Here is a 20,957-nt window from a genome sequence, read left to right as displayed (position 1 = left end):
CGACCAGCGCCTGATCCACCAGCCGCTGATCGTCGGCGTTGAGCCCGATCACCGCCGGGCCGATCTCGTCGAGCACGGCCTCCACGGCCTTTCGCACGCCCTTGCCGCCGTACCGTTCACCGCCGTCGCGCAACTCGACGGCCTCGTGCTCGCCGGTCGACGCCCCGGAGGGCACCGCCGCGCGGGCAAACGTCCCGTCGATCAGGGCGATCTCGACCTCGACCGTCGGGTTACCGCGGGAATCGAGGATCTCGCGGGCCCCGACCTGCTCGATAATCGGCACTGAGTTTCTCCTTGCGTGTTCTAGCTGGCGCCGTCAGCGATACATCCTGCTACAGCGGGTGACCCGCCGCATAAGCGGTCGCCCAGTCGCGGACCGCCCGCGCGTAGACGCCCGAGTTGTTGTAGGCCCGCAGTGCGGTGATCCAGCCGCGCGGAGTCCCCAGATCTTTGCCCCGCCAACACAGGTAACCCGCCGCCGCGAGGGCCGCATCGTCGATGTTGTCGGGGCTGACACGCCCGTCGTTATGGGCGTCGACGCCGTACAACCGCCAGGTCTCCGGGATGAACTGCATCGGCCCCATGGCCCGCACCACCCCGTCGTCATCGGTCACTTGTTCCTCGCTGTCGACGATGCGCAGAGTGCCCCCGCTGCCGTCCAGGCGGACACCGCGAATCGGCGGGCTCACATCCCCGTTGGGCGCCAGGCGCGCGCCGCGGTAGGTGCCGTGATGGCTTTCGACCTGCCCGATGCCCGCCAACGTGGTCCACGCGATATGGCACTTGGGGTTCTCGACCTCGGCGACCCGGGCCGCGTACGCGTACGCCTCCAGCGCGATCACTGGAATCTCGAGCGTCGCCGACCGCTGCTCGGCCCAGGCCCGAAGCTGGTCGGCGGGGCGTCCGCTGGCGTGGGTGTCCACCGGCGGCACCGGGGCCCCCGCGGGCGGCGGGACACCCTCCGGAATGAAGAGGCTGAGCTGCCACGTGCAGCTGGAGGCCATCAGCATCGCGGTCGCGCCGATCACGGCAGCCGCGCGCAACCAACGCCTCGGCGACACCATGCTGGTTAAAGCTCCCTCAACTCCCCTGCACAAACTTCCGCAACCATCGTCCCATGTGTTCCGGTCTTGCCCGGCCGCGTCGGGGGCCCGGCGCAGGATTTTGGTTAATTATCGGTTAGCCCCAAGCAGCTTTCGCGGTCACGCGTCGTCGGCCGCGGCATCCACCGCGGCCGCCTCGGGCACCCCGTCCGACGGCCAGTGCTCCCGCCACTCGTCCTCGGTGACCTCCCCGAGGGGTGCCACGTCGAACTCATCGGGGACGTCGCCGCCCCGGCGCGTCGCGGCGATCGCCCGTTCGACCTCCCGGACGGTGTCCACGAACTCCAGAACCGCCGAGCGCAGCGCGCCTTCCGCGTCGCCGCCGGCCGACACCGATATCGAGGTGATTTCGGCGGGTATGAGATCGGCGGGCAGGCCGGCCTTCTCGGCACGCTGAATCACTTTCTGCGCCAGCGCCAATGCGGGCTGCCCGGTATGCACGTCGTCCATCACCGATTTCCGGGGCTTTTCGGCGGCCTTGCGCTCTTCCCATTGCGCCAACTGCTCTTCCAGCGAAATGGTCTGGCCCGCAAGCACACCCGGAACCCGATTGCCCAGCTTGCGCATCAGCGTGACGGCAACGTCGTCGATGGTGAACGGAAGCTGCGGCGCATCCTCGGCGATGCGCGCGTGAAAGAGCACCTGCAACAACACGTCGCCGAGTTCTTCGCGCAACTGGTCGGCGCTGCCGCTGCGCACCGCGTCCAACAGTTCGTAAGTCTCCTCGAGCAGGAACCTGCGCAGCGAGTCGTGGGTTTGCTCGCTCTCCCAGGGCCCCGCGGTGCGCAGCTTGTCCATCATCGCCACGGCGTCGACCAGTCGTTCGCCGCGCGGGGTGTCCGGCGCCGAGATCAGCCGGGCACCGGCCGCGAGGCGCGCCGTGACGGCGGGATGATCGGGGTCGGACGAGAGAAGCACCGGCGCTGGATCATCGGGGTCCCCGGCATGCACCGGACGGGCCGCGGGCAGCGACCACGGCACCGCGACGGGCATCTCCTCGGTGTACTGCACCTCCCCGCTGAGATGTTCTATCGCTTCCACGGGGACCAGCGATGGGCGGCGAGGGTCGAACAAGACGACGATCATGTGCGCCGCTCCTCTCCCCCGCAAGCGGGTGGGGGTACCCCCGGCCGCGCAGCGGCGAGGGGGCGTGCCCCCACATCGCTCCGCTCTGCATCGTCGCCGGCGCGGATCATCGCGCTTGTCGCTCCTCACTGGACATCGCTGCAGGTGACGCACTCGTTATATCAATGTCCGTCTGGGGTTTTCCTTGCAGCGCCGTCACCAGATTGGCCACCATCTGCACCAGCTCGACGTCGCGGATGCGCGCCGCCCCGACACCGCCCGCGCGCGGGATGGGAACCTGCACGGTCGAGGTGGTGGCGCGGTAGCTCGCCGACGGATACATCCGCTTGAGCCGCACCTGGGCCGAATCCGGCAGCGTCATCGGCGACAGCCGCACGGTGGCCGCCGACGGCGCGGACACCTCGGTGATGCCCGCGGCGCGGCACAGCAGCCGCAACCGCGCGACCGCCACCAGGCGCAGGGCCGGTTCGGGCAGCGCGCCGTAGCGGTCGACGAGTTCGTCGACCACGGCGTCGACGGCCGCGTCGTCGGAAGCCGCCGCCAGCCGTCGGTACGCCTCCAGCCGCAGCCGGTCGCTGGCGATGTAGTCAGGCGGGAGGTGCGCGTCCACCGGCAGGTCGATCCGCACGTCCTTGGGCTCCTCGGCGGTGGTCACCGTCTGGCCGTCGGCGGCCGCGCGGTAGGCCTCCACGGCCTCGCCCACCAGCCGCACGTACAGGTCGAACCCGACCCCGGCGACGTGCCCGGACTGCTCGACGCCCAGCACGTTGCCGGCGCCGCGGATCTCGAGGTCCTTGAGCGCGACCGCCATGCCCGCGCCCAGCTCGTTGTTCTGCGCGATGGTCGCCAGCCGGTCGTAGGCCGTCTCGGTCAGCGGCGCGTGCTGCGGGTACAGGAAGTAGGCGTACCCGCGCTCGCGGCTGCGGCCCACCCGGCCGCGCAGCTGGTGCAGCTGCGACAGCCCGAAGGTGTCGGCGCGCTCGACGATCAGGGTGTTGGCGTTGGAGATGTCCAGCCCGGTCTCGACGATCGTGGTGCAGACCAGGATGTCGTATTCGCGGTTCCAGAACCCCTGCACGGTGCGTTCCAGCCGGTCCTCGGGCATCTGTCCGTGCGCGACGACCACGCGCGCCTCGGGGACCAGCTCGCGAACATGTGCCGCGGCGCGGTCGATCGAGCTGACCCGGTTGTGCACGTAGAACGCCTGCCCGTCGCGCAGCAGCTCGCGCCGCAGGGCGGCCGCGACCTGCTTGTCGTCGTGCGGGCCGACGTAGGTCAGCACGGGATACCGCTCTTCGGGCGGCGTCAGGATGGTCGACATCTCGCGGATCCCGGCCAGGCTCATCTCCAGCGTGCGCGGGATGGGGGTGGCGCTCATGGTCAGCACGTCGACGTGGGTGCGCAGGCTCTTGATGTGCTCCTTGTGCTCGACGCCGAACCGCTGCTCCTCGTCGACGACGACCAGCCCCAGGTCTTTCCAGCGCACCCCGGTCTGCAGCAGCCGGTGCGTGCCGATCACGACGTCGACCGAGCCGTCGGCCAGGCCCTCGATCACGGCGCGGGACTCGGCGTTGTCGGTGAACCGCGAGAGCCCCTTGACGGTCACCGGGAAGCCGGCCATCCGGTCGGTGAACGTCTGCAGGTGCTGGTCGGCCAGCAGCGTGGTGGGCACCAGCACCGCGACCTGCTTGCCGTCCTGGACCGCCTTGAACGCCGCGCGCACCGCGATCTCGGTCTTGCCGTAGCCGACGTCACCGCAGATCACCCGGTCCATCGGGATCGGCTTTTCCATGTCGGCCTTGACCTCGGTGATGGCGGTGAGCTGGTCGACGGTCTCGGTGAAGCCGAACGCGTCCTCCATCTCGGCCTGCCACGGGGTGTCGGGCGCGAACGCGTGGCCGGGGCTGGCCTGGCGTTTGGCGTAGAGCGCGACGAGCTCGCCGGCGATCTCGCGCACCGCGCGGCGGGCCTTGGTCTTGGTGTTGGCCCAGTCGCTGCCGCCAAGCTTGGAAAGTGCCGGCGCCTGCCCCCCGACGTAGCGGGAGAGCTGGTCCAGGGAGTCCATCGGGACGTACAGCTTGTCCGAGCCGCCGCCCCGCTTGCTCGACGCGTACTCGAGCACCAGGTACTCGCGGCGCGCGCCGCCGACCGTGCGTTCGGTCATCTCGACGAACCGCCCGATGCCGTGCTGGTCGTGCACCACCAGGTCACCGGCCGTCAGCGCCAGCGGGTCGACGGTGTTGCGCCGCTTGGCCGCCAGCCGCTTGCCCTCGACGGCGGTGGTTCGGCTACCGGTCAGGTCGGTCTCGGTGATGACGACCAGGTTGGCGCCCGGAATGACGACACCGTCGTGCAGCGGACCCTTGAGCACGCTGACGATTCCGGGCTTGAGCGTGGTGTCCGCCGCGTGGGGTTCCAGCATGGCGGCGGGGGTGTCGGAGTCGGCGAGCCGCTCGACGACCCGGTGCGCGGTACCGGCGCCCGGCGCGACGACGGCGGCGTAGCCGCCGGTCGAGACGTGCGCGCGCAGCATCGCGAAGATGCCGTCGATGTCCTGCTGGTGCCCGCGGGCCGAGGGCGCCGCCCGAACGTCCAGCTCGACTGCCGACTCGTCGGACAACTGGCTCAACGTCCACCACGGGTGACCGGAATTCGCCGCCGCGGCGTGCACGTCGTCCAGCTCGGCGAACCCCGATCCCCCGAATTGCGCCACGTCGACGGGCGCGTCGGTGCCGAGGGCGGCGACCGACCAGGAGGCCTCGAGGAATTCGCTGCCCGTCTTGATCAGGTCGGCGGCCCGGGTGCGAACCTTCTCGGGGTCGCACACCAACACCGGCGTGCCCTCGGCCAGCTGGTCGGTCAGCAGCACGTGTTCCCCGGGCCGCAGCACCGGCAACAGCGCCTCCATGCCGTCGACCGCGATCCCCTCGCCCAGCTTGGCCAGCATGTCGGTCACGCTGCCGGTGATGGCCGGCTCGGCCCCGGAATGCCGGGCGGCGAGCGCGGCGGCCCGTTCCCGCACCTCGTCGGTCAGCAGCAGCTCGCGGCAGGGCACCGCGATCACCGTCTCGACCTCGATCTCGGGGATCGAGCGCTGGTCGGCGACGGCGAACATCCGGATCTCGCTGACCTCGTCACCCCAGAACTCGATGCGCACCGGGTGCTCGGCGGTCGGCGGAAAGACGTCGAGGATGCCCCCGCGCACCGCGAACTCGCCCCGCCGGCCCACCATGTCGACCCGGGTGTAGGCCAGCTCCACCAGCCGGGCGACGACGTCTTCGAAGGCGATCTCCTCGCCGACTTTGAACGTGACCGGCTCGACCAGGCCCAGCTCCGGCGTCATCGGTTGCATCAGCGAGCGCACCGCGGTCACCACCACCTGCAGCGGCGGGCCCAACCGACCATCGTCGGGATGCGCCAGCCTGCGCAGCACCGTCAGCCGGGCGCCGACGGTGTCGACGCCCGGCGACAACCGCTCGTGCGGCAGGGTCTCCCAGGACGGAAAGGCCGCGACGGCATCGCCGAAGACGCCGCGCAATTCAGCGGTCAGGTCGTCGGCCTCGCGACCCGTCGCGGTGACCACGAGCAAAGGCCCCAACCGCGCCATCGCGCTGGCCACAAAAAGCCTTGCACTGGCTGGACCCACCAGGCGCAGCTCGGCCGGTCGCTCGGCCGCGCTTTCGATCAGTTGCTGGAAGGTCGGCGCGGTTAGCGCCAATTCAACGAGCCCCGCGATCGGGGGTTCTGGGCGAGCAGGCCCCGGTGCGGTCATGATGAATCCATTCTAGGGGCGCCAGGATTCGTCAATATTGAGCCCGGGACCGTCAAGGGTTCGTAAGGAAGCCGCCCTTCGGCCCCGTGCCGGCCCACGTTGGATTCATGACATTGCTGGAGATCCTGCCGTCACTTGGTCACGCGGCCCCGCCGCGGTTCGATCCCGCGATCTGGCCCGTGACCGCCCACCCCGACGAGCAGGGCGGGCTCCGCGTTGGCGGGGTGCCCCTGGCGGACATCGCCGACGAGTTCGGCACGCCGGCCTACGTCATCGACGAGACCGACTTCCGGCGCCGGGCCCGCCGTTACCGCAAGGCGCTGCGTGGCGTCCAGGTGGTCTACGCGGGGAAGTCGCTGCTGACCACCGCGGTGGCCCGCTGGGCCCGCGAGGAGGGCCTCGGCATCGACGTCTGCTCGGCCGGTGAGCTGGCCGTCGCCCTTGCCGGTGGGGTGGATCCGGCCCGGATCGTCGTCCACGGCAACGCCAAGTCCCTCGATGAGCTGCGCGACGCGGTGGGCGCCGGCGTGGGGCGGGTCGTGCTGGATTCCTGCATGGAGATCGCCTACCTCGCCGGCCTGGCGCGCGGGCGTCAGCCGGTCCTCATCCGGGTGACGCCGGACATCGATATTCACGGGCACCGGGCGGTGGCGACCGGAATCAGCGACCAGAAGTTCGGCTTCACCCTCGCCGGAGACCACGCCGCAGAGGCGGTCAAACGCGTGCTGGCGCACCCGATCCTCGACCTGGTCGGCCTGCACTGCCACATCGGCTCGCAGGTTACCGACCCGGCGCTATACGGCGAAGCGATTCACCGGCTGATCGCCGCGATGGCCGACATCCGGGCCCGCCACGGCGTCATCCTGACCGAACTCAACCTCGGCGGCGGGCACGCCATCCCCTACGTTCCCGGCGACCGCGAACTCGACCTCGACGCGCTGGCCCGTGTTATCGAGGACGCGCTGGACGAGGCCTGCGCCGCGGAGCATTTCCCCCGCCCCAGGGTGGTGGTGGAACCCGTCGACGGCGGCTAACTGTCCTGCAGCCTGGGGTCGGCCTCCAGGTGGGTCAGCCCGTTCCACATCAGGTTGACCAGGTGCGCCGCGACCACTTCCTTCTTCGGTTCCCGGGTGTCGAGCCACCACTGCGCCGTCATCGACACCGAGCCCACCAGCGCCTGCGCGTACAACGGCGCCAGCTCGGGATCCAGGCCGCGGCGGGCGAAGTCGCCGGCCAGGATTGAGCTGACCTGGTTGACGGCGTCGTTGAGCAGGCTGGAGTAGGTGCCCGAGCTGATGGCGGCCGGTGAGTCGCGGATCATGATGCGGAAGCCGTCGGTGCGCTCTTCGACGTACGTGAGCAGCGCCAGAGCGACCCGCTCGACCCGCACCCGGGACCGGTTGTTGGTCAGCGACGAGGTGATGCCGTCCAGCAGCGCCGACATCTCGCGGTCGACCACCACGGCGTACAGCCCCTCCTTGCCGCCGAAATGTTCGTAGACGACCGGCTTGGACACGTTGGCGCGCAACGCGATCTCCTCGATCGAGGTGCCCTCGTAACCGCGCTCGGCGAACAGCGAGCGTGCGATGCCGATGAGTTGTTGCCGGCGTTCGGTACCGGTCATCCTGGCGCGCGGGGCGCGTGCCTCTTTGTCCGGCTCCTTGTCGAGAACAGCCACGTCAATCAGCGTATAGCGTCACAGGCACCGAACCGCCCGTCTTTCCCTCGGCGCCGCGATCGGCCCGTCCACCGTCTAAAGTCTGTTGGTGGCGCGGGCCGATGGGCCTTGCGATCCGTCGTGGTGTAATCGGCAGCACCTCTGATTTTGGTTCAGATAGTTCAGGTTCGAGTCCTGGCGACGGAGCTTTGCTCCCTGGGTCGGGGGTGGGGCCTATGCACGAATTCGGCACGGTTCCCGTACGCAGGCCCCACGGTCGGCGAGTCGGACCGAAGTGGTCTTTGCGTCGACGTCAGGTGTGGTGACACGCTTGACGGCGTGTCGGCGTACAGACACGCACGCTCGCGTCGGAAGGAGAAGCGTGGCGTCTCGTGGTGATACCGCGGTCCTGGTGCTCGCGGCCGGGCCCGGCACCCGGATGCGGTCGGACACCCCCAAGGTGCTGCACACGATCGGCGGGCGCAGCATGTTGTCCCACCTCCTGCACGCGATAACCAAGGCCGCCCCGCAACACCTGGTCGTGGTCCTCGGCCACGACCACCAGCGCATCGCTCCGCTGGTCGCCGAATGGGCCGACGGCCTGGGCCGCGCCATCGAGGTCGCCCTGCAGGACCGGCCGCTGGGCACCGGTCACGCCGTTCTCTGCGGCCTGTCCGCGCTGCCCGAGGACTACGCCGGCGTCGTCGTCGTCACCTCCGGCGACACGCCGCTGCTGGACTCCGACACCCTGGCCGACCTGATCGCGACGCACAACGCCGGATCGGCCGCCGCGACGGTGCTCACCACGACACTCGACGACCCCACCGGCTACGGCCGCATCCTGCGCACCCAGGACAACGAGGTCACCGCGATCGTGGAACACGCCGACGCGACGCCTTTCCAGCGCGAGATCCGCGAGGTCAACGCCGGCGTCTACGCCTTCGACGTTCCCGCGTTGCGCTCCGCGCTGAGCCGGCTGAGCTCGAACAACGCCCAGCAGGAGCTGTACCTGACCGACGTCATCGCCATCCTGCGCGGCGACGGGCGGGCCATCCACGCCCAGCACGTCGACGACAGCGCGCTGGTGGCCGGCGTGAACAACCGCGTGCAGCTGGCGCAATTGGGCGCCGAACTCAACCGCCGGATCGTCGCCGCCCACCAGATGGCCGGGGTGACGGTGGTCGACCCGGCCACCACCTGGATCGACGTCGACGTCACGATCGGCCGCGACACCGTGATCCACCCGGGCACGCAGCTGCTGGGCCGCACCCAGCTTGGCGGCCACTGCGTCGTCGGCCCGGACACCACGCTCACCGACGTCACTGTCGGCGACGGCGCGTCGGTGGTGCGCACCCACGGCACGTCGTCGTCCATCGGCGCCGGCGCCACGGTCGGGCCCTTCACCTACCTGCGGCCGGGCACGGTGCTCGGCGATGACGGCAAGCTCGGCGCGTTCGTCGAGACCAAGAACTCCACGATCGGCACCGGCACCAAGGTTCCGCACCTGACCTACGTCGGTGACGCCGACATCGGCGACCACAGCAACATCGGAGCGTCCAGCGTCTTCGTCAATTACGACGGCACGTCCAAGGCCCGGACCACGATCGGCTCCCACGTGCGCACCGGGTCGGACACCATGTTCGTCGCCCCGGTCACGGTCGGCGACGGCGCGTACACCGGCGCGGGAACCGTGGTCCGCGACGACGTCCCGCCCGGCGCACTCGCGGTGTCCGCCGGCCCGCAACGCAACATCGAGGGCTGGGTACAGCGCAAACGGCCGGGCAGCGCGGCGGCCGAAGCGGCCGAAAAGGCGACCGGGGCCGGCGAGCCCGAATAGACATTGTGATTTCGCTATCTGGTAACCCGGCCACATTTCCGTACCATTCGCTACGTACGATTGGCCATCCACTTTTGATCCGAACGGCGAGGGCAGTGCGTTGAGCCACGACTGGACCGACAATCGCAAAAACCTGATGCTCTTCTCCGGCCGTGCGCACCCGGAGTTGGCCGAGCAGGTCGCAAAGGAGCTCGACGTCCACGTCACCGCTCAGACGGCGCGGGAGTTCGCCAACGGCGAGATTTTCGTCCGGTTCGACGAGTCGGTCCGCGGGTGCGACGCGTTCGTCCTGCAGTCGGCCCCGGCGCCGGTGAACGACTGGCTGATGGAACAGCTGATCATGATCGACGCGCTCAAGCGGGGCAGCGCCAAGCGGATCACCGCCGTCATGCCGTTCTACCCGTACGCCCGGCAGGACAAGAAGCATCGCGGCCGCGAGCCGATCTCGGCGCGGCTGGTCGCCGATCTGCTCAAGACCGCCGGCGCCGACCGGATCGTGACCGTCGACCTGCACACCGACCAGATCCAGGGTTTCTTCGACGGGCCGGTCGACCACATGCGCGGGCAGAACCTGCTGACCGGGTACATCCGGGACAACTACCCGGACGGCAACATGGTCGTGGTCTCCCCCGATTCGGGGCGGGTGCGGATCGCCGAGAAGTGGGCCGACGCGCTGGGCGGAGTCCCGCTGGCCTTCATCCACAAGACCCGCGACCCGCGGGTGCCCAACCAGGTGGTGTCCAACCGCGTCGTCGGCGAGGTGCAGGGCAGGACATGTGTGCTGATCGACGACATGATCGACACCGGCGGCACGATCGCCGGCGCGGTCAAGTTGCTGCGCGACGAGGGCGCTGGTGACGTGATCATCGCGGCCACCCACGGCGTGCTGTCCGACCCGGCCGCCGAGCGGCTCGCCGCGTCCGGCGCCCGCGAGGTGATCGTCACCAACACGCTGCCGATCGGCGAGGAAAAGCGCTTCCCGCAGCTCACCGTCTTGTCCATCGCGCCGCTGCTGGCCAGCACCATTCGCGCCGTCTTCGAAAACGGCTCCGTCACGGGGCTGTTCGACGGAGACGCCTAGATGGCCGATACCGTCATCTACCACAATCCCCGCTGCAGCACGTCCCGCAAAACACTGGACTTGTTGCGCGACAACGGGGTTGAGCCGACAATCGTCGAGTATTTGAAGAACCCGCCGTCGCGCGGCGAACTGGTGAAGATGATCGACGACGCCGGGATCGACGTGCGGACCGCGGTGCGCAAGCGTGAATCGCTTTACACCGAACTCAATCTCGCCGATGCGACCGACGACCAGTTGCTCGACGCCATGGTCGAACACCCGATCCTGATCGAGCGGCCGTTCGTCGTCACACCGAAGGGCACCCGGCTGGCCCGGCCGGTCGACGCGGTCCGCGAGATTCTGTGAGACGTGGGTATGCGGCCGCGGCCATTGCGCTGACACTGTCCGCGGTGGCGTGCGGGCCGAAAACCCCTGACTACCAATCGATCTGGTCGACGACTCCGACCACCACGACCACGACGACGCGGGTCGAAAAGCCCGTGCCCCTGTCGCAGTATCTGCAGAACATCGGCGTCACCGGCCAACAGGTGGCGCCGGGCAACCTGCCCGACCTGACGGTCTCGATCCCGACGCCCCCGGGCTGGTCGGTGGCGAGCAATCCGCACATCTCGCCGGAGACCGTAATGCTCTCCAAGGGCAACAAGTACCCGACCGCCAGGCTGGTGGTGTTCAAGCTGAATGGCGATTTCGATCCGGCCCAGGTGATCCAGCACGGCAACGACGACGCCCAGCTGTTCGAGAATTTCAAGCAGCTCGACGCCTCGACGACGCCCTACAACGGCTTTCCCTCGTCGATGATCCAGGGCAGCTACGACTTGGACGGCACACGCCTGCACAGCTTCAACCGGATCGTCATCGCCACCGGGTCGCCGCCCGCCAAGCAGCGATACCTGGTTCAGCTCACCATCACCGGCCTGGCCAACGAGGCGGTCGCGCAGTCCACCGACATCGAGGCGATCATGCGGGGGTTCGTCGTCGCGGCGAAGTGATTTCGGTCTTTGGTCGGCGAGATTGCCACCATGGTCGTGATCGCGGCCCGAATCACAGCCCTGGCGGCAATCTCGACGTGATCGCTTAGGCTCGTCAGCCATGACGAACTGGACCGCCGCAGACCTGCCCTCGTTCGCCGGGCGCACCGTGATCATCACCGGGGCCAACAGCGGTCTCGGCGCCGTGACCGCCCGCGAGCTGGCGCGCCGGGGCGCCACGCTCGTCATGGCGGTTCGCGACGTTCGCAAGGGCGAGAAGGCCGCGCTGCAGATCCGGGGCACTCAGACCGGCCCGGTCGAGGTGCGCCCGCTCGACCTGCAGAACCTGTCGTCGGTGCGCGAATTCGCCGACGGCGTCGACGAGGTCGACGTGCTGATCAACAACGCGGGCATCATGGCGGCCCCCTACGCGCAGACCGTCGACGGCTTCGAAAGCCAGATCGGCACCAACCACCTCGGGCATTTCGCGCTCACCAACCTGTTGCTGCCCAAGCTCACCGATCGGGTGGTCACGGTGTCGTCGATGGCGCACTGGGCGGGTCGGATCAGCCTCGACGACCTGAATTGGAAGACGCGGCGGTACTCGCCCTGGCTGGCCTACAGCCAGTCCAAGCTCGCCAATCTGCTGTTCACCAGCGAACTGCAGCGGCGCCTGGATTCGTCCGGTTCGAAGCTGCGCGCGCTGGCCGCGCACCCCGGCTATTCGCACACCAATCTGCAAGGCGCCTCGGGCCGCAAGCTGGGCGACGCGATGATGTCGGCGGTCACCCGGGTGGTGGCCACCGACGCGGACTTCGGCGCGCGCCAGACGCTGTACGCGGCGTCGCAGGACCTGCCCGGCGATACGTTCGTCGGGCCGCTGTTCGGCCAGCTCGGCCGCACCCAACCGGTGGCGCGCAGCCGGCGGGCGCAGGACCCGGCAATGGCCCGGGCGCTCTGGGAGCTGTCCGAGCAGCTCACCGGCACCAAATTCCCGCTCTGAGCCCTCCGACCGAACCCCACCGCCCCCACCAGCCTCGCCAGCCTCTCGCGCGGTCGGCCGGCGATGTGCCCACCTCCGAGCGACAACGCCCGCGCGCCGCGGGTAGTCGCTGCGAGGCGGGCATCTCGGCCATCGCCCCGGCCAGGTGGCGGAGTGACGCAAGTGACGCAGACCGCCGCAATTTCCGCTCCCAGGTGCGCATGCGTTAACCTGACCGGGCGTCACGGCGAGGGTGGCTGGCCTGCCAGCACCGTTATCGACGGAGACCGACGAACTGTCGCGACCCTGGCCGTGCCCCCACACTGACGAGCACACAGGAGCGACACGATGGCCAAGTCCGCAGGCAACCAGCTCACCGCCACGGTGCGAACCGAGACCGGTAAGGGCGCGTCCCGCCGGGCCCGCCGCGAAGGCAAAATCCCCGCCGTCCTCTACGGGCACGGTTCCGACCCGCAGCACCTGGAGCTGCCCGGCCACGACTTCGCGGCCGTGCTGCGCCACGCGGGCACCAACGCGGTGCTGACCCTGGACATCGGCGGCAAGGAACAGCTGGCGCTGACCAAGGCGCTCGACATCCACCCGATCCGCCGCACCATCCAGCACGCCGACCTGCTGGTCGTGCGCCGCGGCGAGAAGGTCGTCGTCGAGGTGACCGTCGTCGTCGAGGGCGACGCCGTGCCGGGCACCCTGGTCACCCAGGACACCAACACCATCGAGATCGAGGCCGAGGCGCTGTCGATTCCCGAGCACGTCACCGTGTCGGTGCAGGACGCCGAACCGGGCACCCAGTTCACCGCCGGCCAGATCGCCCTGCCGCGGGGCGTCAACCTGATCTCCGACCCGGAGATGCTGGTGGTCAACGTGGTGGTCGCGCCGACGGCCGAGGACCTCGAGGAAGAGGGCGCGGGCGAGGTCGCCGAGCGCGAAGAGGCCCCCGCCGAAGAAGAGGCCGGCGAGGCCGAGGCCCCCGCGGACGAGTCCGAGTAGGCGGTTCGCAACGTGGCCGAGCCGTTGCTGGTGGTCGGCCTGGGCAACCCCGGAGACAACTACGCCCGCACCCGGCACAACCTCGGGTTCATGGTCGCCGACCTGCTCGCCGGCCGACTGGGGTCAAAGTTCAAGGTGCACAAGCGGTCCGGCGCCGAGGTGGTCAGCGGCCGGTTGGCCGGACATTCGGTCCTGGTCGCCAAGCCGCGCTGCTACATGAACGAGTCCGGCCGCCAGGTCGGCCCGTTGGCGAAGTTCTATTCGGTGGCGCCGGCCGACATCGTCGTCGTGCATGACGACCTCGACCTGGACTTCGGCCGCATCCGGCTGAAGATCGGCGGCGGCGAGGGCGGTCACAACGGCCTGCGCTCGGTGGCGGCCGCGTTGGGCACCAAGGAGTTTCAGCGCGTCCGCATCGGGATCGGCCGACCACCCGGTCGCAAAGACCCGGCGGCCTTCGTGTTGGAGAACTTCTCGGCGGCCGAGCGCGGCGAGGTGCCGACCATTTGCGAGCAGGCCGCGGACGCCACGGAGTTGCTCGTCGAGCTCGGGCTGGAGCCGGCGCAGAACCGCGTCCACGCCTGGTAAGCGCCTAAGTGACCAGCGTGGCGGAGTGGGACCGGCGCAGCTTGCCCGACGGTGTCTTCGGGATGGTGCCCGGCCCGAGCACCACCACGTTGCGCGGCCGCATGTCGACCTCGGACACCACCTCGCGCGCGACCTGGTGCTCGATGCGACGCACCTCGGCCGGGTCCTGCCAGGCGTTGGACTCGACGGCGACGGCGAACGTCTCGCGGGAGTGGCCGGCGTCCAGGCGCACCGCGACCGCGCACCCGGGCCGCACCCCCTCGACGCGGCAGGCGGCCCGCTCGATGTCGGTGGGATAGATGTTGCGGCCGGCCATGATGATGACGTCCTTGACGCGGCCGCACACCACGACGTGGCCCTCCTCGGTCATGTAGCCGAGGTCGCCGGTGTCATACCAACCGTTCTCGTCCTGCGCCGGGATGAAGCCACCCATCGTCAGGTAGCCCGGCGTCAGCGACTCGCCGCGCAGCTCGATGACGCCGACGCCGCGGGCGGGCATCACGTCGCCGTTCTCGTCGATGATGCGCGCCTCCAGGTCCTGCAGCAGCGGGCCCAGCGTGGCCAGCCTGCGGGTGTTGCCCTTGGTGGCCGGCACCGCGCGGCGCAGGGCCGCGAGCAGGTCCGCGTCGACCTCGTCGACGACCAGGCCGGCGTTGCACTCCGAGAACGACACCGCCAGCGTGGTCTCGGCCATGCCGTACGCCGGCAGAATCGCCGAGGGGCTCAGGCCGAACGGCTTGCCCGCGTCCAGCAGGTCCTCCACGTCGGCGGGTTCGACCGGCTCTGCACCGGACAGCGCGAAGCGCAGGGTCGACAGGTCGAAGTCACCCGGCTTGGCGTTGCGGCGCAGCCGCTTGGCGAGCAGCGCGTAGGCGAAGTTGGGCGCCGCGGTCATGGTGCCCTTGTACTTGTCGATGAGCTTGGCCCACAGCAGCGTGTCGCGCAGGAAGTCCATCGGCGTGACCTTGACGAGCTCGGCGCCGAAGTACATCGGGATGGTCAGGAAGCCGACCATGCCCATGTCGTGGAAGCAGGGCAGCCAGCTGACCATGACGTCCTTGTTGACGTCGTATTGGGCACCGATGAACATCGCCTCGGCATTGGAGTAGATGTTGCGGTGGGTGATCTGGACGGCCTTCGGGGAGCCGGTGGAACCGGACGTCAGCTGCATCAGCGCCAGGTCGTCCTCGCCGACCTCGACGGGGTCGATCGGTTCCGACGCCAGCAGGTCGGCGACGGTGAGGACCTTGATGCCCTTCTCCTCGAGCACGGGGATGGCCACCAGGAAGGGCTCGGAGACGATGACGGCCTTGGCCTCGATCATGCCGATGACGTTCATCGTGTCTTCGGCCCACACGGCCAGGTCGGTGCGCGGGGTGGGCTGGTGCAGCATCGTCAGGCTGGCGCCGCGCATCCACAGCCCCTGGGCGGTCGGGGCGATTTCCACCGGGAAGCCGGCGAGGACACCGACGGCGTCGCCGAGGCCGATGCCGGCGGCGGCCAGGCCGCCCGCGATGCGGCGGGCGCGTTCGTGGACCTCGCCCCACGTGTGGCGGACCGGTTCGTGGGGTTCACCGGTGACCATGCCCGTCGTCACGGTGCGGGCATTGCGGTACATCTTCTCGGTAAACCTGCTCACTCAAACCTCCTCGGTTCCGGCGCTTGCCCCAACGCCCGAGATTTCATATTCCGCCCACTCGGTAGCTCTTCGCAGCAGGCTCGCAAACACAGTCGGGCAGCGGTTAGGTCTCGAAACGGCGATGAGCCGGCAACCCCGCGTCCGGTCGCCCGATAAGCGCGGACCGGGCCCGAAAAACGCTCGTGGGCCCGAAGCACCAGTCGTCCGCCGGGGGCTCCGGCGGACGACGAAAATAAGTGATCTTGCTCAGCGCTACCCGTCACCGCGCATTATCTTAAACTCCTCTTAGGGAACAGCCCAAACGAATGCGCGTTTTGGGGTGATTTTCACACTTCGGTGGGGGCCGGAACCACGCGCGCCCCGGCCACCGGCCCGCTGGCGACCCGCACCGTGCGGCAGACGCCCGCCCCGGACACCTCGGTGCCCACGTCGACGGCCGAGGCCGCCGAGGAGCACAGGAACGCGCACGTCGGGCCCGAGCCGGACACGATGCCCGCCAGGGCGCCGGCCTGGACGCCCGCGCGCAACGTGCGGCGCAGCTTCGGGTTCAGGCTCACCGCGGCGGCCTGCATCTCGTTGCCCAGCAGCGACGCCAGCTGTTCCGGGTCGCCCGCGGCCAGGGCCGCCAGCACCGGGCCCGGCCCGGCGAGCCGGGGCGGGTCGCCCGCCCCCCGAAGGCGGTCGAGCTCGGCGAACACCGCGGGCGTGAGCAGCTCCCCGTCGGCGAACGCCAACACCCAGTGGAAGGTGTTGCGGGACAACACGGTGGCCAGCTCCTCGCCGCGGCCGGTGCCCAGCGCGGTGCCGCCGTGCAGCGCGAAGGGGACGTCGCTGCCCAACCGCGCGGCCAGCATGCGCAGGTCGCGACGCGGCACGTTGAGTTCCCACAGCGAGTTCATGGCGACCAGCACCGCCGCCGCATCCGCGCTGCCGCCGGCCATGCCACCGGCCACGGGGATGGATTTGTCGATCATGATCGAGACGTCGGGCGCCCGGCCGACGTGTTCGGCCATCAGCTCGGCGGCCTGCCAGGCAAGGTTGCGTTCGTCGGTGGGCAGTTTGTCGGCACCCTCGCCGACGAGCTCGAGCGACAGCACGTCGGCGTTGCGAACGGTCACCTCGTCGAGCAGGGAGACGGCCTGAAAGACGGTTGTCAGCTCGTGGTAACCGTCCTCGCGGCGGTCGCCGACCTCGAGATAGAGGTTGACCTTCCCGGGCACCCGAACGGTGACCGACCCGGTCGGCACCCACTGTGCGGCGGTATTGCCGTCAGACGCGGACACCGGAGCAGACTATCGCTGCCACCGGCCGACCACATGCAGCGGCACCGACGGCGCCGCGGTCAGCCCGGCGAGGTCTGCTGTTGCGTCGCGGTGTCAGTCGGTTCGTTCGATCTGCGCAACAGCCGGACGAAGTCGTCGATGGACAGGGTCTCGCCGCGGCGCGCCGGGTCGATGCTGGCGGCCAACAGGCGACTCGCCGACTCGTTCCCCGAGCCGGCCCACTCGACGAACGCGTTGCGGGCCGTCTTGCGCCGCTGCGCGAACGCGATGTCCACCAGTCCGAAGACCTGACGGCGGAAGGCCTCGTCGGTGGGCCACTGCGGGGTGGCGTAGCGGTCGATGCGCACGAGCCCGGAATACACGCGGGGAATCGGCCAGAAGACCGTCGGCGACACCATGCCGCACCGCCGAACCGACCCGAAGTAGCGGACCTTGACGCTGGGCACGCCGTAGTCTTTGCCGCCCGGCTCGGCGGCGAGGCGTTCGGCGACCTCCGCCTGCACCATGACGGTCACCGTCTGAATGGAGGGGAATTCGGCGAGCAGGTGCAGCAGCGCGGGCACCGCGACGTTGTAGGGCAGGTTGGCGACGACCGCGTTGGGTTGCGCGGCCAACTCTTCCCGGCGAAGGGTCAAGACGTCGCGGTTGAGTACGGTGAGCCGCTGCAATTCGCTGTGCGAGTGTTCGGCGACGGTCTGCGGCAGCCGATCGGCCAGGACCGGGTCGATTTCGACGGCGGTTACCGTGGCGCCGCGGTCCAGCAACGCCAACGTCAGCGATCCCAGGCCGGGTCCGACCTCGAGGACGTGGTCGGACCGGCCGACCCCGGAGGTCGAGACGATCCGGCGGACCGTGTTGGCATCGTGGACGAAGTTCTGACCGAGGGATTTCCGGGGCCGAAGGTCAAGTTCTTTGGCAAGCCGCCTGATCTCGGTGCGACCGAGCAGCCGGATGGTCAGCTTGCCCCTGCTCTTCCGCTGCACACGGGCCACGCGCCCCAACCCTGACGCTCGCGCGTCACCTCGGCGACTGCGATCTGCTCTTCCCGGGTCGCCAGGTCCGCGCGCGCGGCGAACCGCAGCCCGCCGTTGCGCTCCCAGGTGCCCTGATCGAACTGCACACCGCCGTAGTAGCCGTTGCCGGTGTTGATCGCCCAGTTCCCGCCGGCCTCGCAGCCGGCGATCGCGTCCCAGATCGAGCCGTTGGTGACCGGTGGCACGTCGGTGCCGGGCTTGGTGCCCACCCGCACCACCGCCTCGCGGGCGGGGGTGATCACGGTGTTGGCGATCGGCAACCGGCCGGTCTCAACGCCGTTGACGGTGGCGACCGCGAAGGTGACGTCCTGGGTGCCGGGGCTGCCCGGGTCTTCCACCACCTGGCGGCTCATGTTCATGTCCGGGTCCTCGACCCGACGGGCGTTGGGCTGCAACGGCATTCGTTCCGTCACCCGCTCGATCCGGTTGCGGGTCACCTGGATTTCCATGCCGTCGACAATGGGGGACGACGCGCTCGGCATCGCCTGGTCGCCTTCGAGGAGCGGGGCGCCGGCCGCGCTCAGCAGCCCCGCGACGTTGGGCGCGGGCAGGTGCACCGTACGGGTGGTGCCGCCATCGGTGATGCGGACCGTCTTCGCGCTGACGATGGGCAGCGCCATTCCCGCGAGCGGGACCCGGCTGCCGCGGGAGGCCGCGGCGGGGGCCGTGTCGGTCATGGCGAGTTGGGCCAGGGCCTCGTCGACGGTCGATGCCGTCGTCCACACCTGCCTGGTGTCGTGACCGTCCAGCGAGATCTGCAGCGGGCGGCTGCGGCGCAACACGATGTTGGCGGCGTCGTGCACCTTGACGTCCCCGGCGGGGTACAGGTCGTCCCGCTCGTCGACGGCGAAGCCGTTCTCCTGCACGATGTCGATGACCCGCGACTTCATGGTCGTGACCCGCATCGCAATGCCGTCGACGGTCAGCGTCACCGTCTTGCACGCGGAGACCGCGAATCCACCTGCGAACGCCAGAACCAGTAACAGTCCTCCGACGATGAGCCGCAACATCGGCGACGGTGTCTGATGAAGTTTTGTTAATACAGTCAACGCGCGTCTATCCCGACCACAGCAATTACTCCAACGACCTAATCAGCACCAAGCGACAAATAAGGGCCCGTAGGCCCCACCCTTTCGATCACAAGACGGTAACGAACCGGCCAAAGTTGAGCAACTCCGGCGCGAATTCGTTAACGCAATCGTCCCGTGCAGCGAGTCAACCGGGAGCCAGCCCGTAGACCCGCCGAGCGTTGCTCGTCGTGGCCTGCGCCAGCTCTTCGGCGGGACGGCCCACCAGTTCGGCGACCGCCCGGACAGTATAAGGAAGGCAATACGGCTCGTTCGGTGCACCGCGGTACGGATGCGGCGTCAAGAAGGGCGCATCGGTTTCCACCAGCAGTTGTTCCAGCGGTATCAGCGGAACGGCTTCCCGCAGGTCGCGGGCGTTGCGGAAGCTCGCCGTTCCCGACAGGCTGAGCAACCATCCGGCGTCCACGCAGCGGCGGGCCATCGCGGCGTCCGACGAGAAGCAGTGAAAGATCACCGTGTCGGGCGCGCCTTCGGCCGCCAGCACGTCGAGCACCTCGGCGTCGGCGTCCCGGTTGTGGATCATCAACGGTTTGCCGCACCGCTTGGCCAGGTCGATGTGCCAGGCGAACGCTTCCCGTTGGGTGTCCGGCTGCGCGCACCCGTCGAGGCGCCCGGGCCAATACAGGTCCAGGCCGGTCTCGCCGACGGCCACCACCCGGGGGTGGGCCACCAGCCGCTCTATTTCGCCGCGGGCGGCGTCGTCGAGCGCATCGGCGCGGGTCGGGTGCAGCGCCACCGCGGCGTACACCCGCGGATCCCATTCGGCGGCGCGGGTCACCCAAGCCGCCGAAGCCAGGTCGTCGGCGATGGTGACCACGGCCCCCACCCCGACCGCCGCGGCGCGATCCACGATGGCGCGCACGTCCCCGGCGTCCCGCGCGCCACAGGCGTCGAGGTGGGTGTGGGCGTCGACCAGGGGGGCCAGCGGTTCGGGTGCGGGCGGCGCTTCTCGTTCTCGTCGGTTGGAGCTCACGCGCACACAATAAGGTGGACTCTCGATGAGGCCCTTCTACGTCACCACCGCGATCACGTACCCCAACGGCAATCCGCACGTCGGGCACGCCTACGAGTACATCGCCACCGACGCCATCGCGCGATTCAAGCGGCTCGATGGGTTCGACGTGCGTTTCCTGACCGGCACCGACGAGCACGGCCTCAAGATGCTCGAGACGGCGGCGGCGGAGGGCCTTCCGACCGCCGAGCTGGCGCGGCGGAATTCCGATGTTTTTCAACGCCTGCAGGAGAAGCTCAACATCTCCTTCGATCGGTTCATTCGCACCACCGACGCCGACCATCACGAAGCGTCCAAGGAGATCTGGCGGCGGATGGACGCCGCCGGAGACATCTACCTGGACAGCTACACGGGTTGGTACTCCGTGCGCGACGAGCGGTTCTTCGTCGAATCCGAGACCGCGGTGGTCGACGGGACAAGGGTCGCCGTGGAAACCGGAACGCCGGTGACGTGGACCGAGGAGCAGACCTACTTCTTCCGGCTCTCGGCGTACACCGACAAGCTGCTGGCCCATTACGAGGCCAACCCGGACTTCATCGCCCCCGAAGTGCGCCGCAACGAAGTGGTCAGCTTCGTCTCCGGCGGCCTGCGCGACCTGTCGATCTCGCGCACCTCGTTCGACTGGGGCGTCAAAGTGCCCGACCATCCCGATCACGTCATGTACGTCTGGGTCGACGCGCTGACCAATTACCTGACCGGGGTCGGCTACCCCGACACCGACTCGCCGATGTTCCGCCGCTACTGGCCCGCCGACCTGCACATGATCGGCAAGGACATCATCCGGTTCCACACCGTCTACTGGCCGGCGTTTCTGATGTC

17 protein-coding genes, 1 tRNA gene and 2 pseudogenes are annotated in these 20,957 nt (G+C 69.2%); 10 read left to right on the top strand and 10 right to left on the bottom strand.

All coding sequences use genetic code 11. From position 1 onward, the window contains the following. The 4 genes and pseudogenes from A9X05_RS10225 to mfd form a co-directional block, all read right to left on the bottom strand. Window positions 1–283 (bottom strand): annotated as a pseudogene (locus tag A9X05_RS10225) (enolase); the annotation flags it as partial. A 49-nt stretch (window positions 284–332) separates the two neighbouring features. Then, entirely contained in the window at window positions 333–1,061 is a 729-nt protein-coding gene (locus tag A9X05_RS10220) for a lytic transglycosylase domain-containing protein (protein WP_156670230.1), read from the bottom strand. A gap of 141 nt (window positions 1,062–1,202) precedes the next feature. Then, the gene (locus A9X05_RS10215) at window positions 1,203–2,189 is read right to left on the bottom strand and encodes a nucleoside triphosphate pyrophosphohydrolase (RefSeq protein WP_067759522.1); all 987 of its coding nucleotides are present in this window, start codon (window positions 2,187–2,189) and stop codon (window positions 1,203–1,205) included. 106 nt (window positions 2,190–2,295) lie between these two features. Beyond that, complete coding sequence (gene mfd, locus A9X05_RS10210) at window positions 2,296–5,961, bottom strand: transcription-repair coupling factor (RefSeq protein ID WP_067759518.1); 3,666 nt, start codon at window positions 5,959–5,961, stop codon at window positions 2,296–2,298. A 107-nt stretch (window positions 5,962–6,068) separates the two neighbouring features. On the opposite strand from mfd, the pseudogene A9X05_RS10205 reads away from it, so the two are divergent. Beyond that, window positions 6,069–6,980: pseudogene (locus A9X05_RS10205) on the top strand (diaminopimelate decarboxylase); the annotation flags it as partial. 11 nt (window positions 6,981–6,991) lie between these two features. Here A9X05_RS10205 and A9X05_RS10200 read toward each other — a convergent pair. Continuing rightward, window positions 6,992–7,585 carry a TetR/AcrR family transcriptional regulator gene (locus A9X05_RS10200; protein WP_156670229.1) on the bottom strand — a complete coding sequence of 198 codons (594 nt, stop codon included), beginning with the start codon at window positions 7,583–7,585 and terminating at the stop codon, window positions 6,992–6,994. 168 nt (window positions 7,586–7,753) lie between these two features. On the opposite strand from A9X05_RS10200, the gene A9X05_RS10195 reads away from it, so the two are divergent. The 8 genes from A9X05_RS10195 (at window position 7,754) to pth (ending at window position 14,082) form a co-directional block, all read left to right on the top strand. Further along, window positions 7,754–7,825, top strand: a tRNA-Gln gene (locus A9X05_RS10195). Window positions 7,826–8,000: 175 nt separating this feature from the next. Next, window positions 8,001–9,455 carry a bifunctional UDP-N-acetylglucosamine diphosphorylase/glucosamine-1-phosphate N-acetyltransferase GlmU gene (glmU, locus tag A9X05_RS10190; RefSeq protein WP_067781050.1) on the top strand — a complete coding sequence of 485 codons (1,455 nt, stop codon included), beginning with the start codon at window positions 8,001–8,003 and terminating at the stop codon, window positions 9,453–9,455. A 100-nt stretch (window positions 9,456–9,555) separates the two neighbouring features. Beyond that, window positions 9,556–10,536, top strand: coding sequence for a ribose-phosphate diphosphokinase (locus A9X05_RS10185; RefSeq protein ID WP_067759508.1), 981 nt, complete (start codon window positions 9,556–9,558; stop codon window positions 10,534–10,536). Further along, window positions 10,537–10,881 carry an arsenate reductase (glutaredoxin) gene (gene arsC / locus A9X05_RS10180; protein WP_067759501.1) on the top strand — a complete coding sequence of 115 codons (345 nt, stop codon included), beginning with the start codon at window positions 10,537–10,539 and terminating at the stop codon, window positions 10,879–10,881. It abuts the gene before it with no gap. Beyond that, a complete protein-coding gene (locus A9X05_RS10175) occupies window positions 10,878–11,525 on the top strand; it encodes an LpqN/LpqT family lipoprotein (protein ID WP_067759488.1) in 648 nt (215 codons plus the stop codon). Before arsC ends, A9X05_RS10175 begins: the two co-directional genes overlap by 4 nt. A 100-nt stretch (window positions 11,526–11,625) precedes the next feature. Continuing rightward, window positions 11,626–12,507, top strand: coding sequence for an oxidoreductase (locus tag A9X05_RS10170; RefSeq protein WP_067781047.1), 882 nt, complete (start codon window positions 11,626–11,628; stop codon window positions 12,505–12,507). A 327-nt stretch (window positions 12,508–12,834) separates the two neighbouring features. After that, window positions 12,835–13,494, top strand: a complete 660-nt coding sequence (locus A9X05_RS10165) for a 50S ribosomal protein L25/general stress protein Ctc (RefSeq protein WP_067781044.1) — start codon at window positions 12,835–12,837, stop codon at window positions 13,492–13,494. Between the two features lie 12 nt (window positions 13,495–13,506). Further along, on the top strand, window positions 13,507–14,082 hold the full coding sequence (pth, locus tag A9X05_RS10160; RefSeq protein WP_067759473.1) for an aminoacyl-tRNA hydrolase: 576 nt from the start codon (window positions 13,507–13,509) through the stop codon (window positions 14,080–14,082). Window positions 14,083–14,086: 4 nt separating this feature from the next. Here the strand turns inward: pth and A9X05_RS10155 are convergent, their stop codons facing one another. From A9X05_RS10155 to A9X05_RS10135, 5 genes are all read right to left on the bottom strand, one after another. Beyond that, window positions 14,087–15,721 (bottom strand): fatty acyl-AMP ligase, encoded by a 1,635-nt coding sequence (locus A9X05_RS10155; protein ID WP_067781041.1) that lies wholly within the window; start codon window positions 15,719–15,721, stop codon window positions 14,087–14,089. Between the two features lie 326 nt (window positions 15,722–16,047). Continuing rightward, window positions 16,048–17,004, bottom strand: coding sequence for a 4-(cytidine 5'-diphospho)-2-C-methyl-D-erythritol kinase (locus A9X05_RS10150; RefSeq protein WP_067759458.1), 957 nt, complete (start codon window positions 17,002–17,004; stop codon window positions 16,048–16,050). Window positions 17,005–17,063: 59 nt separating this feature from the next. Further along, complete coding sequence (gene rsmA, locus A9X05_RS10145; protein WP_067759452.1) at window positions 17,064–17,996, bottom strand: 16S rRNA (adenine(1518)-N(6)/adenine(1519)-N(6))-dimethyltransferase RsmA; 933 nt, start codon at window positions 17,994–17,996, stop codon at window positions 17,064–17,066. Continuing rightward, window positions 17,960–19,087, bottom strand: coding sequence for a resuscitation-promoting factor (locus A9X05_RS10140; RefSeq protein ID WP_197498998.1), 1,128 nt, complete (start codon window positions 19,085–19,087; stop codon window positions 17,960–17,962). The genes rsmA and A9X05_RS10140 overlap by 37 nt, the downstream gene beginning before the upstream one ends. 166 nt (window positions 19,088–19,253) lie before the next feature. Continuing rightward, complete coding sequence (locus A9X05_RS10135) at window positions 19,254–20,105, bottom strand: TatD family hydrolase (RefSeq protein WP_067759447.1); 852 nt, start codon at window positions 20,103–20,105, stop codon at window positions 19,254–19,256. A 19-nt stretch (window positions 20,106–20,124) separates the two neighbouring features. Between A9X05_RS10135 and A9X05_RS10130 the strand changes: the two genes are divergently transcribed. Then, window positions 20,125–20,957 (top strand): methionine--tRNA ligase (locus A9X05_RS10130; protein WP_082970926.1); only part of this gene is annotated, 833 nt, incomplete at its 3' end.

This window comes from Mycobacterium sp. E3298, from assembly GCF_001666895.1.
In the GTDB taxonomy this organism is placed as follows: domain Bacteria; phylum Actinomycetota; class Actinomycetes; order Mycobacteriales; family Mycobacteriaceae; genus Mycobacterium.
This window is presented reverse-complemented; position numbering and strand designations above follow the sequence as displayed.